Origin of the sequence: Desulfuromonas sp. (genome assembly GCF_002868845.1) — a bacterium.
Lineage (GTDB): Bacteria > Desulfobacterota > Desulfuromonadia > Desulfuromonadales > BM501 > BM501.
This window is the reverse complement of record NZ_PKUB01000041.1, coordinates 180,424-192,546: the sequence shown is the minus strand read 5'-3', so window position 1 is coordinate 192,546 and position 12,123 is coordinate 180,424. Positions and strand designations below refer to the sequence as shown.

Genomic DNA, 12,123 nt, shown 5'->3' with positions numbered 1-12,123 from the left:
AGCTTTTTGCTTTTCAGGGGTGCGGGCGATATGTTAATCTTTCGAGCCCCGAAATAGGACGCAAGGAGAGGAAAGCATGGCCCAGACCATCGCGGTCGCGAATCAAAAAGGGGGGGTGGGGAAGACCACAACCGCGGTCAACCTGGCCGCCTCCCTGGCCGCGGCAGAGAAGCGGACCCTGCTGGTCGACATGGATCCTCAGGCCAACGCCTGCAGCGGGGTCGGTATCGACAAGGGGGCCCAGGAGTTGACCATCTACCACGCCCTGCTGGGGGAGGTGGAGACCCGGGAGATCCGGGTGCGCACCGCGCTGGAGCATCTGGACGTTCTTCCCTCCAACCCTGACCTGACCGGCGCCGAGATCGAACTCGTCTCGGCCATCGCAAGAGAGGTCAAGCTCCAGGGGGTGCTCGGTTCGATTCGGGACGAATACGATTACATCCTTATCGATTGCCCCCCCTCCCTCGGCCTGCTGACCGTCAATGCGCTCACCGCTGCGGATTCGGTGCTGATCCCCCTGCAGTGCGAGTACTACGCCATGGAGGGGTTGAGCCAGTTGACCAAAACCATTCGCCTCATCCAGAAGCAGCTCAATCCCCGTCTCGGTATCTGCGGCATCCTGCTGACCATGTTCGATGGGCGCAACAACCTCTCTCATCAGGTCAGCGACGAGATCCGCCGTCATTTCGACGGCCAGGTCTTTCAGACCGTGATTCCGCGCAACGTGAGGCTCTCCGAGGCGCCCAGTCACGGTCTGCCGGTCCTCCTTTACGATGTCAACTCGCGGGGCTCGAACGCTTATTTGGACCTGGCAAAAGAGATCATCCAGACATCAGGACACTGACATGGCCAAACGACCTGCACTCGGAAAGGGCATCGGCGCCCTGCTCAGTTCGGCGACCCAGGACGGCGGACGTAAGTATTTCCTCTGCCCCGTGGAGGAAATACGCCCTCACGCCCTGCAGCCCCGGAAAACCTTCAGCGATGCCAAAATGGCGGAACTGGCGGCATCGATCAGGGAAAAAGGGGTTATCCAGCCTTTGGTCGTGAGGCGTGAGGAGGACCACTACCAGATTATCGCCGGGGAGCGGCGCTGGCGGGCGGCTCAGAAGGCCGGCCTGCGCGAGGTCCCGGTGGTCATCCAGGACGTTTCCGAAGACTGGGCCCTGGAGATGGCCCTTATCGAGAACATCCAGCGCGAGGACCTCAACGCGATCGAGGAGGCCGAGGCCTATAGACACCTGATGGAGAGCTTCGACCTCAAGCAGGAGGAGGTCTCCCGGAGGGTGGGCCGGGAACGGTCCACGGTGGCCAACGCCCTGCGCCTGCTGAGGCTCCCCCGGGCGGTCCAGGAGGACGTCATCGAGACCCGCCTCTCCATGGGGCATGCCCGAGCGCTCCTCGCTCTGGAGGAAGATGACGATATCCTCGAAGCGCGGGACCAGGTGGTCCAGAAGAAATATTCGGTTCGCGAAACCGAGGCTCTGGTGCGCCGCATCAAGAAGTTCGGATCGGTGCCCAAGCCCAAACCTGTGAAACGGCCTGACCCGGAACTCCTTGACCTGGCCGGAAAACTCAAGCAGGCCCTCGGAACCCAGGTGAAGATCCATCCGAAGGGGAAGGGGGGGAAGATCGAGATCTCCTTTTATGCCCCCGAGGACCTGGACAGGCTCCTGGAGATTCTGAATATCGCCTGACCCGGCGAAGACGGCATACACTTATGTTCAGCAAGAAGGACAAGGCGCCCATGAAGAAAGACACATCCCTCGCAAAGAGCGATATCAAAGCTTTTTTGGGACCCGGCAGTCAATTTGACGGAAAGCTGGTCTTCAACGAAATCGTTCGCCTGGACGGCACCTTTCGTGGCGAGATCTCTTCAAAGGACACCCTCATTGTCGGCGAGGGCGCCGACCTGCAGGCCGAGGTCTTGGTCGGCACCCTGGTCCTGAGCGGGCGTTTTCGGGGGACCATCAAGGCTGCAACCCGGGTGGAGTTGCGGGCCCCGGCTCGGGTCGAGGGAAGCATCGAGACCCCGGTCCTGACCGTGGAGGAGGGTGTCGTCTTTAACGGTACCCTCAATATGTCGGGCGAAGAACCGTCCGCGGTCGAGGGGGACTGAAAGACGGGCAATCAGCGAAACGATGGTAAAAGATCTTGACAATACGCTGAGCATCATGGTAAGCATTGCCTGTTTTGCCCCTCCGGCGGGGCAATTTTTTTAATCATTCATTTTTTGTATACAGTATACTCTTTATCGGCTCCGGCCCGGAGAACCCCGAAGAGGTGTTGCAGTGATCAATCTCGACTGGACCTTGTTGCTTCAATTTTTCAATTTCTTCCTATTGATGGCGATTCTCCACTTCGTCCTGTATCGTCCCCTGCGGGCCATCATGAGTCAGCGTCAGCAGACCATGGACGGGTCCTACCAGAAGGCCAAGGACCTCGAGGCCCAGGTGGCTGAGAAGATGGATCGTTACCAGGCGCAGCTTCAGGAGGCCAAGCAGAAGGGAAGCCGGGAGCGGGCCCAACTGCGTCAGGGTGCCGCCAAGGAGGAGTCGGTGATCATCGGCGCAGCCCGGGAGAAAGCGGCCGACCAGCTTCAGGTCATCAAGAGCAAGGTGGCTGCCGAGGCACAGGGGGCCCGCAAGGCTCTGCGCAGCGAGAGCGAAACCCTGGCGGCTCAAGTCGCCTCCAAGGTTCTGGGAAGAAAACTCTAATGGAGCGGACCAGAGGTTTGAAAATGAAGCGGAATGTTACGGCAATTGTCACGGTTCTGGCGGTTACGGGTTTGGCTACGGCCGCCTGGGCTTCAGGAGGGGGCGGGGAGCACCACGCCGACAGCGGGGCCCTGCTCAAGGACTTTCTCTACCGCTGCCTGAATTTCGGCGTGACCTTCGGACTGCTCGCCTATTTCGTCACCAAGCCGATTCGCAAAGGCCTGGCCGGGCGCCGCGAGGGGATCGAAAAGTCTCTGCAGGAGGCCAAGGTCGCCCAGCAGGCGGCGGAGGCCAAGTTCGCCGAGTACGATCAGAAGCTCGCCAAGGCATCGTCGGAGATCGATGACATCTACGCTTCGATCAAGCGAGAGGGTGAGCTCGAGAGGGACAGGATTCTGGCTGAGGCCAAAGAGACGGCCAAGAAAATCGAGGCGGAGGCCCAGCAGGCGGCGGCTCTCGAGGTGTCCAAGGCGAGCGGCGAACTGCGCCAGGAGGCGGCCCGGCTGGCCATCGAGATTGCCAGGGAGATTCTCAACAAGAAGATCACCGAACAGGATCAGACCCGTTTGGTCGATGAATACATGCAGAAAGTGGGAGAGTTACATTGAGTACCAGCGCGATATCCCGGAGATATGCCAAGGCCCTGGTCGAACTCGGGTCGGAGCAGAAGATGATGGAGACGTACGGGGAAGAGCTCGTCCAGGTCAGTTCCGTGCTGGCCGCGGAGGACATGCTTCGCCTGATCCTGGAGAGCCCGTCGTTCCACAGGGAGAAGAAGGCGGCCATCCTCGGCGACATCATGGGCGCCCTCAAGCTCTCGGACGGAATGGTCAAGTTCCTCGGGTTGCTTCTCGAGAAGGACCGTCTCAAGTACCTTTCCCAGATCGAGGGTAATTTTCGCGGCCTGGCCGACGAACTCTCGGGGACCTTGCGCGCCAATATCACCTCGGCGGCGCAGCTCGCCGAAGGCCAGGTCAGCGCAATCGGCTCCGGCCTGGAGAAGCAGACCGGCAAAACGGTGAAATTGACGGTGGAAATCGACCCCTCGCTGATCGGCGGCCTGCAGGCCCAGATCGGGGGCAGGGTCTTTGACGGAACAATAAGAACTCAGCTGAAGCGGATTGAAGATACCTTACAGAAGGGGTGATAAGGTCCTATGGAAATCAGAGCAGAAGAAATCAGCGCCATCATCAAGAAGCAGATCGAGAACTTCGGCCGCGAGGTGGAGGTCAGCGAAACCGGGACCATCATCTCCGTCGGTGACGGTATCGCCCGCATCCACGGCCTCGACAAGGCCATGGCCGGCGAGCTCCTGGAATTCCCCGGCGGGGTCATGGGCATGGTCCTCAACCTCGAGGAGGACAATGTCGGCGCCGCGATCCTCGGCGAGGCGGAGCACATCAAGGAAGGCGACACCGTCAAGCGTACCGAGCAGATCGTGCGGGTTCCGGTCGGCGAGGCCCTGAAGGGTCGCGTCGTCAACGGAATCGGGATTCCGATCGACGGTCTTGGCGAAATCAAAACCGATAATTACAGCCAGGTCGAAATCAAGGCGCCCGGAATCGTCGCCCGTAAGTCGGTTCACGAGCCGATGCAGACCGGCCTCAAGGCGATCGACGCCATGGTCCCCATCGGCCGCGGCCAGCGCGAGCTGATCATCGGTGACCGCCAGACCGGCAAGACCGCCGTCGCCATCGACACCATTATCAATCAGAAAGGCCAGGATGTCGTCTGTATCTACGTCGCCATCGGCCAGAAGCGTTCCACCGTCGCCCAGGTTGTCGACAAGCTGAAGCAGCACGACGCCATGGACTACACCATCGTCGTCGCCGCCACCGCCTCCGACCCGGCGCCGCTGCAGTTCATCTCCCCCTACACCGGGGTCACGATGGGCGAGTTCTTCCGCGACAACGGCAAGCACGCTCTGATTATCTACGATGATCTCTCCAAGCAGGCCGTTTCCTACCGCCAGCTCTCCCTGCTGCTGCGTCGTCCCCCGGGGCGCGAGGCTTACCCCGGCGACGTCTTCTACCTGCACAGCCGGCTCCTCGAGCGCGCCTGCAAGGTTAACGACAGCCTCGGTGCCGGCAGCCTGACCGCTCTGCCGATTATCGAGACCCAGGCCGGTGACGTCTCCGCCTACATCCCGACCAACGTCATCTCCATCACCGACGGCCAGATCTTCCTGGAGACCGACCTGTTCAACTCCGGTGTCCGCCCGGCCATCAACGTCGGCCTTTCGGTCTCCCGCGTCGGCGGCAGCGCACAGGTCAAGGCGATGAAGCAGGTCGCAGGCACCCTGCGTCTGGCTCTGGCTCAGTACCGCGAGATGGCGGCTTTCGCCCAGTTCGGTTCCGACCTCGACGCCGCCACCCAGCGACAGCTCAACCGCGGCGCCCGCCTGGTCGAGATCCTGAAACAGGGTCAGTACAAGCCGCTGCCGGTCGCCAAGCAGGTCCTCGGCATCTACGCCGCCAACAACGGCTATGTCGACGACTACCCGACTACGGCCGTTCAGCGCTACGAGCAGGAGCTTCTCGCTTTCCTCGAATCGAGCAAGGCCGATCTCATCGCCGACCTCGGGGAAAAGAAAGCCATTGACGATGAGCTCGAAGGGCGCATCAAGGAAGCACTGGAAGAATTCAAAGGCCAGTTCGTTTGCGAATAAACCGTAAACAGAAGGTTTAGATAGATGGCAAATCTGAAGGATATAAAAAAGCGGATCGGCTCGGTCAAGAACACCCAGCAGATCACCAAGGCGATGAAGATGGTTTCCGCGGCCAAGTTGCGCCGCGCCCAGGATTCCGTAGTCGCCGCCCGCCCCTACGCCGGCAAGCTGCTGGAGGTCCTTTCCAGCCTGGCGTCGAGGGAGGAGGCCGATGCCCATCCCCTGCTTCAGGAGCGGGGCAAGGGGCGCGCTTTGTTGGTCCTCATGACCGGCGATCGCGGTCTCTGCGGGGGCTTCAACGCCAGCGTCTCCAAGGCCGCCGAGAAGTTCATCAAGGACAACCCCGAGGGCTATGAGGCCGTCGATGTGATGATCATCGGCCGCAAGGGCAAGGAGTACCTCAAGCACCGCACCCCGGAGAACATCGCCAAGGTCTACGAGAACATCACCGGCGATATTTCCTACAGCACGGGGGCCCTTATCGGGCAGGAGGTCGTCGAGGGGTACGCCAGCGAAAAGTACGATGCCGTCTATATCCTCTACAATGCCTTCCGCAGCGCCATCTCTCAGGACGTGACCCTCTCCCAACTCCTGCCGGTCGTGCCTCAGGACGTCGAGGAGGGTGAGCATCAGGTCGGGTACCTCTACGAGCCGAGCCGCGGGGCTGTCCTGGAGCAGATCCTGCCCAAGTATGTCGAGGTGCAGATCTTCCGCGGCCTTCTCGAGTCGGTGGCATCGGAGCATGGGGCGCGGATGAGCGCCATGGACAGCGCCAGCAAGAACGCAACGGAAATGATCGGCAAGCTGACCCTGCAGTACAACCGGGCACGGCAGGCCGCGATCACCAAGGAGTTGATGGAAATCATCTCCGGTGCCGAATCGATCAAATAAAGAAAAAGAACGACGACTCACACCTTGTCAAGGGTGGAAAAAGGAGGAACGGTTCATCATGAATAAAGGAAAGATCACTCAGGTTATCGGCCCCGTCGTCGACGTGGAATTTGAGGCCGGTAAGCTCCCCGAGATTTACCACGCCCTCAAGATCACCAACCCCGCCCTTGGCGAAGGTGAGTGGAACCTCGTCGTCGAGGTTGCCCAGCATCTTGGCGAAAACACCGTCCGGACCATCGCGATGGACTCCTCCGAGGGTCTGGTGCGCGGCCAGGAGGTCATGGACACCGGCAAGCAGATCGTCATGCCCGTCGGGAGCGGCACCCTCGGCCGGATCCTCAACGTCGTCGGGGAGCCCGTTGACGAGGCTGGACCGATTAAAACCGACCTGGAGTGGGAGATCCACCGTCCTACCCCCGCGTTCGTCGACCAGTCGACCAAGGTCGAGTCGTTTGAGACCGGGATCAAGGTCATCGACCTGCTCGCTCCCTACGTCCGCGGCGGCAAGATCGGCCTCTTCGGCGGCGCCGGCGTCGGCAAGACGGTTCTGATCATGGAACTCATCAATAACCTCGCCCAGCAGCACGGCGGCTTATCTGTTTTCGCCGGTGTCGGCGAGCGGACCCGCGAGGGGAACGACCTCTGGGAAGAGATGAAGGAATCCGGCGTTCTCGGGAAGACCGCTCTGGTCTACGGCCAGATGAACGAGCCCCCCGGGGCCCGCGCCCGTGTCGCCCTCTCCGCTCTGACCGTCGCCGAGTACTTCCGTGACGAAGAAGGTCAGGACGTGCTCCTTTTCGTCGACAACATCTTCCGCTTCACCCAGGCCGGCTCCGAGGTTTCGGCGCTCCTGGGCCGCATCCCCTCGGCCGTCGGTTACCAGCCGACCCTCTCCACCGAGATGGGCGAACTGCAGGAGCGCATCACCACCACCACCAAGGGCTCCATCACCTCGGTGCAGGCGATCTACGTCCCCGCCGACGACCTCACCGATCCGGCGCCGGCGACGGCCTTTGCCCACCTCGACGCCACGACGGTTCTCTCCCGGCAGATCGCCGAGCTCGGCATCTATCCCGCGGTGGACCCCCTCGACTCCAACAGCCGGATCCTCGATCCTCAGGTTGTCGGCGAAGAGCACTACACGCTTGCCCGCGAAGTTCAGTTCGTCCTTCAGCGCTACAAGGACCTGCAGGACATCATCGCCATCCTCGGCATGGACGAGCTCTCGGAGGAAGACCGGCTGGTCGTCGCCCGGGCGCGCAAGATCCAGCGTTTCTTGTCCCAGCCCTTCCACGTCGCCGAGGTCTTCACCGGGTCTCCCGGAAAGTACGTCGAGCTCAAGGACACCATCAAGGGTTTCAGGGAAATCGTCGACGGCAAGCACGACGATGTCCCCGAGCAGGCCTTCTACCTGGTCGGCACCATCGACGAGGCCCTTGAAAAGGCCAAGAAGCTGGCGGCCTAACCGAAGCAGCAGCGGCGGGGCAGCCTTGCCCCGCCTACCGATAAAGGACGTTTGGCATGGCAGAGACACTCAAGCTGGAAATGGTCACGCCCTATAAAAAGGTGCTCTCAGAGGACGTTGATGAGATCACCGCGCCGGGTGCGGTCGGCGAGTTCGGCATTCTTCCCGGTCACACACCGATGCTGACCACCCTCAAGATCGGTGAGCTCTCCTACCGCAAAGGGGGTGAGGACTTTCATGTGGCTGTCAACTGGGGCTACGTGGAGGTTGAAGCTGGCAAGGTGACCGTTCTGGTGGAGACCGCCGAGCCTGCGGACGAGATCGACTTGGAGCGGGCCAAGGCCGCCCTCGGGCGCGCCGAGGAGGCCCTCAAGAAGCTTTCTCCCGAGGACAAGGGCTACAAGGTCATGGAGGCGGCCCTGGAGCGGGCCATGATCCGCATCCAGGTGGCCGGGCGAGACTCTCGGCGGGGCCACTAGGTTTCACCCCGGTTTCGGAAAATAAGGAAACATTCAAAGAAAAGGGCGGTCCGAAAGGGCCGCCCTTTTTGGTTGTTCCGGAGGGGGAGGGGGTCAGAGATCCTTGAGCGATTCGGCCTCGAGAATCCGCATCTTCTCTTCGACGAATTCAAGGTGTTCCCTCATTTTGGTTCTGGACTCCTCGGGATCGCGGTGGGCGATGGCGTCGTAGATGTCCCGATGCTGATCGAGGAGGGGTTTTAGATACCCTTCGCGGCTGTAGAACTCGGTGAGGGCCACGTGGATGGTGGCATCGAACAGGCCGTGAATGGTGTTGAGAAGGTGGAGTTGAATGGTGTTATGGGTGGCGTTGGTTATGACATAATGGAACTTGGAGTCGATCTTGGGGTCCCACCCTCCCGAGGCGGCCTGGTCTTTCATCTCATTGAAGATCCGGCCCAGTTCGGCGATCTCCTCTTCGGTCGCCCGGGTGGCGGCCAGATAGGCCGACCAGCACTCGAGCCCCTTTCGGACCTCCACGAGGGCCTGGAGCATGTGGGGGTTTTTCTCAACCATGGTGGTCAGGGGGTCGGCCAGGGAGGCCTCGGTGAGGGACCGGACAAAGGTTCCCCCGCCCTGGCGTGACTCGACCAGGCCCATCGCATCGAGGACCATCAGGGCCTCGCGCACCGAAGGGCGACTGACTCCGAACAGAGAGGCCAGATCCCTTTCCGAGGGGACCCTGTCGCCCGGCTTGAGTTGCCCCTTCGAGATCAGGCCTTTGATCTGTTCGACAATCTCCTCGGAGATCTTTTTGGGTCGGATCGGTTTGAACAGTTTGGTCACGCCACTTCTCCCCGGAATATTGGTAAGACCATTTTTTAACATGGCGCCGACTTCAGGTCAAGACACTTCGAGAACCGAATGAAAGAGGGCCGCCCGGAGGTGCCCGATGAAAAGCTGTATCCTTCACCTTGACATGGACGCCTTTTACGCCTCCGTGGAGCAGCACGATCGTCCCGAACTGCGCGGCCGTCCGGTCCTCGTCGGAGGCAGCCTGGGGCGGGGCGTCGTTGCGGCCTGCTCCTACGAGGCGCGGCGCTACGGTGTGCACTCGGCGATGGCCATGGCCCGGGCGTTGTCTCTCTGCCCCCGCGCCGTTGCGCTGCCGGTACGCATGGAACGCTACCAGGAGGTCTCCCGGCAGGTGTTCGCTATTTTCGCGCGATATACCGACCGCGTCGAGCCCCTCTCCATCGACGAAGCCTTTCTCGATGTGTCCGGGTGCGAACGCCTGTTCGGGCGTCCCGCCCGGATCGCCGAGGCAATCAGGGATGATGTCCGCCAGGAGACGGGTCTGGCGATCAGCGCCGGGGTTGCCCCCAACAAGTTCCTGGCCAAGCTCGCCTCCGAGGCGGGCAAACCGGACGGCTTGATGGAGGTCCCTCCGGAAGAGGTGGACGCTTTTTTGCTGCCCCTGCCTTTGAGGGCCCTGTGGGGGGTGGGAAAAACCACCGCGGCCAAACTTGAGAGGTTCGGCCTGCGCACTGTGTCAGACCTGCGCGGGGTGCCTCGGGAGCGCCTGGTTGAATGGCTGGGGCGCCACGGCGAACACCTCTATCGTTTGGCCCGGGGGCAGGACGACCGCCTTGTGGAGAGCCGGGGGGGGATCAAGTCCGTGGGGCATGAGGAGACCTTCAGCGAGGATTTGCGCGGGGGGGATGTGTTGCGGCTGGAGCTGCTCGCCCTGGCCGAAAAGGTCGCGAGCCGGTTGCGCAGCAAAGGGCTCGCCGGTCGCTGCGTGACCCTGAAGGTGAAGTACGCCGATTTTGTGGCCGTGACCCGCAGCATTACCCTTGGCCTGGGGGTGGACAACGCCCTGGAGATCAATCGCGAAGCCGTGGGCCTGCTCCGCCGCACGGAGGCGGGCCGCCGGCCGGTGCGCCTTCTCGGGATCAGCCTGAGCGAGTTGAGGGCGGCGGGGGCGGGACAGCAGGACCTGTTCGATCATGAGCGGGAGCGTGCCAGGGTTCTCGACCGGACGGTAGACGAGGTCCGGGAGCGTTTCGGATCGAGCGGGGTGCGGCGCGGTTCACTGCTGCCTCGCCCGTCAGGGGGCAAGAAAGGGAGCGACGGCGGCCAGGGAGCGTAGCAGGGAGGGCCGGTCGTGGGCCTCGAGGGTCATCCTCGGGGGAACGGTGATTTCGGCGATGAGTCGGAACACTTCGCCGAAGTCGATGCTCCCCTCGCCGACGGGAAGATGTTCGTCCCGGTCTCCCCGGTTGTCGTGCAGGTGCATGTGAATAGTGCGCCTGCCCAGTGCGGCGAACCAGTCGGGCAGGGGGGTGTCGGCGAACAGGTTCCAGTGCCCTGTATCGAAGCAGTGCCCGAGCCAGGGCGAGTCGATTGCCTCGAGCAGGTCGACCAGGGGCTGCGGGCGGGTCTCGAAGATGTTCTCCAGGGCCACGGGGCAGGCCAGTGCGGCGGCCCGCTCCAGGAGGGAAGGCCAGAAGCGCAGGTTCTGCTCGAGCCACAGGTGGTCCTGTCCGCCGTACTTCCAGCGGTCGTAGCCTGGATGGAGGACCACCAGGCTGGCGCCGAGGCGGCCCGCAGCCTCCAGGGTCTGGTCGAAGCGCGACCGGGTGACCTCGCTCACCAGCGGCTCCAAGGCGCCGGGGTTGAGGTCGTGGAAGGGGCCGTGAACGGTGATCGCCAGGCCCGCCGAGGCCAGGCGGCTCGCCACGCGCTCCAGTTCCTTCGGGCTCACCTCGTCCAGTTCCGGTCCCCGGAAGGCGATTTCCGGCTGCAGGCCGCGCTCCAGGAGAAACGGCAGGGTCTGGTCCACCATGCGCCAGGGAAGGTGAACGTGAAGGAGGTCAGACACCCATTTTCTCCCCGCAGGCGATGCGCTCCAGTTTCTCGATGGCGGCCGGCTCCCCGAGGGTGATGAGAATGTCTCCCGGCTCGATGGTCGCCCCAGGCTCGGGGTTGAAGATCATCTTGCCGTCGCCTTTCTTTATGCCGACGATAATAATCCCAAGTTCCTGGCGAATCCCCGAGGCGGCGAGGGTTTTCTCCTTAAGGGCCGAGGCGGGGGCGATCCGGATCTCTTCCATCTGCAGTTCCAGGTTCCGTCCCGCAGTGGCGATCTCGATGAAGTCGACCACCGAGGGGCGCAGGATGGCCTGTGCCATGCGCGAGGCCCCGATGGTGTAGGGGGAGATGACCTTGCTCGCTCCCGCCCGCAACAGCTTCTTTTCGGCCTCGACCTCCCCCGAGCGGGCAAGGATGAACAGGTCGGGATTCAGGCCGCGGGCGGTGAGGGTGATGTAGACGTTGTCGGTGTCGGACGTGACCGCAGTCACCACTCCCCTGGCCCGGCGGATGCCGGCGGCGATCAGGGCCTCGTCGTCGGTGGCGTCTCCGCGGACGAAGAGGTGCCCGTTCCGCGTCAGCTTTTCCCAGTGTTGCGGGTCTTTCTCCACCACCACGAAGGGGACCGGACGGGTCTGCAGTTCCTTGCAGATGAGGGCGCCGATGCGCCCGTAGCCGCAGACGATGTAGTGCCCCTGAAGCTTCCCGATCTCTTTTTCCAATTTCTTCCTCCCCATGAGCTTGCGCAGCTGCCCTTCCACCATGAGCTGGATCAGGCTGCCGACCGCGTAGGCGATGATCCCGGCGCCGAACACGATAAGCAGAATGGTGAAGGCCTTGCCTTGATCGGTGAGGGGGTGGATTTCCTGGAAACCGACCGTGGCCAGGGTGATGACGGTCATGTAGAGGGAGTCGAACACCCCCCACCCCTCGATGAAGGTGTAGCCCAGGGTTCCGCACCCGACGACGGCGACCAGGATGAACAGCGAAAAGCGCAGGTGGCGAACGGGATCCATTGCCTCTCCAGTCGTTTGAAATTATTTGGATGAT

At 62.2% G+C, this 12,123-nt stretch carries 14 protein-coding genes; 11 read left to right on the top strand and 3 right to left on the bottom strand.

What is annotated here, in order from left to right; translation table 11 throughout:
- Nucleotides 1-76: 76 nt before the first annotated feature.
- From C0617_RS12620 to C0617_RS12575, 10 genes are all read left to right on the top strand, one after another.
- The gene (locus C0617_RS12620; protein WP_291317389.1) at nt 77-844 is read left to right on the top strand and encodes an AAA family ATPase; all 768 of its coding nucleotides are present in this window, start codon (nt 77-79) and stop codon (nt 842-844) included.
- Between the two features lies 1 nt (nt 845).
- Entirely contained in the window at nt 846-1,697 is an 852-nt protein-coding gene (locus C0617_RS12615; protein WP_291317388.1) for a ParB/RepB/Spo0J family partition protein, read from the top strand.
- A 50-nt stretch (nt 1,698-1,747) separates the two neighbouring features.
- Nucleotides 1,748-2,119: a polymer-forming cytoskeletal protein gene (locus tag C0617_RS12610; protein ID WP_291317387.1), complete on the top strand. Its 372-nt coding sequence runs from the start codon at nt 1,748-1,750 to the stop codon at nt 2,117-2,119.
- A 172-nt stretch (nt 2,120-2,291) separates the two neighbouring features.
- On the top strand, nt 2,292-2,717 hold the full coding sequence (locus C0617_RS12605) for an ATP synthase F0 subunit B (RefSeq protein WP_291317386.1): 426 nt from the start codon (nt 2,292-2,294) through the stop codon (nt 2,715-2,717).
- Nucleotides 2,718-2,740: 23 nt separating this feature from the next.
- Nucleotides 2,741-3,325, top strand: coding sequence for a F0F1 ATP synthase subunit B (gene atpF / locus C0617_RS12600; protein ID WP_291317385.1), 585 nt, complete (start codon nt 2,741-2,743; stop codon nt 3,323-3,325).
- Nucleotides 3,322-3,864 carry an ATP synthase F1 subunit delta gene (gene atpH / locus C0617_RS12595; RefSeq protein WP_291317384.1) on the top strand — a complete coding sequence of 181 codons (543 nt, stop codon included), beginning with the start codon at nt 3,322-3,324 and terminating at the stop codon, nt 3,862-3,864. Before atpF ends, atpH begins: the two co-directional genes overlap by 4 nt.
- 9 nt (nt 3,865-3,873) lie before the next feature.
- Nucleotides 3,874-5,385, top strand: coding sequence for a F0F1 ATP synthase subunit alpha (gene atpA / locus C0617_RS12590; RefSeq protein ID WP_291317383.1), 1,512 nt, complete (start codon nt 3,874-3,876; stop codon nt 5,383-5,385).
- A gap of 24 nt (nt 5,386-5,409) precedes the next feature.
- Nucleotides 5,410-6,276 carry an ATP synthase F1 subunit gamma gene (atpG, locus tag C0617_RS12585; protein WP_291317382.1) on the top strand — a complete coding sequence of 289 codons (867 nt, stop codon included), beginning with the start codon at nt 5,410-5,412 and terminating at the stop codon, nt 6,274-6,276.
- A 58-nt stretch (nt 6,277-6,334) separates the two neighbouring features.
- Nucleotides 6,335-7,741 (top strand): F0F1 ATP synthase subunit beta, encoded by a 1,407-nt coding sequence (gene atpD / locus C0617_RS12580; RefSeq protein WP_291317381.1) that lies wholly within the window; start codon nt 6,335-6,337, stop codon nt 7,739-7,741.
- A 56-nt stretch (nt 7,742-7,797) separates the two neighbouring features.
- Nucleotides 7,798-8,220 (top strand): F0F1 ATP synthase subunit epsilon, encoded by a 423-nt coding sequence (locus tag C0617_RS12575; RefSeq protein WP_291317380.1) that lies wholly within the window; start codon nt 7,798-7,800, stop codon nt 8,218-8,220.
- A gap of 93 nt (nt 8,221-8,313) precedes the next feature.
- On the opposite strand, the gene C0617_RS12570 is transcribed toward C0617_RS12575, so the two are convergent.
- The gene (locus C0617_RS12570) at nt 8,314-9,045 is read right to left on the bottom strand and encodes a FadR/GntR family transcriptional regulator (RefSeq protein WP_291317379.1); all 732 of its coding nucleotides are present in this window, start codon (nt 9,043-9,045) and stop codon (nt 8,314-8,316) included.
- 106 nt (nt 9,046-9,151) lie between these two features.
- Between C0617_RS12570 and dinB the strand changes: the two genes are divergently transcribed.
- Complete coding sequence (dinB, locus tag C0617_RS12565) at nt 9,152-10,351, top strand: DNA polymerase IV (protein WP_291317378.1); 1,200 nt, start codon at nt 9,152-9,154, stop codon at nt 10,349-10,351.
- On the opposite strand, the gene C0617_RS12560 is transcribed toward dinB, so the two are convergent.
- Nucleotides 10,310-11,083 (bottom strand): sugar phosphate isomerase/epimerase family protein, encoded by a 774-nt coding sequence (locus tag C0617_RS12560; protein WP_291317377.1) that lies wholly within the window; start codon nt 11,081-11,083, stop codon nt 10,310-10,312. The two genes, dinB and C0617_RS12560, sit on opposite strands and share 42 nt — an antisense overlap.
- Nucleotides 11,076-12,089 (bottom strand): potassium channel protein, encoded by a 1,014-nt coding sequence (locus C0617_RS12555; protein ID WP_291317376.1) that lies wholly within the window; start codon nt 12,087-12,089, stop codon nt 11,076-11,078. The genes C0617_RS12560 and C0617_RS12555 overlap by 8 nt, the downstream gene beginning before the upstream one ends.
- Nucleotides 12,090-12,123: the final 34 nt, after the last annotated feature.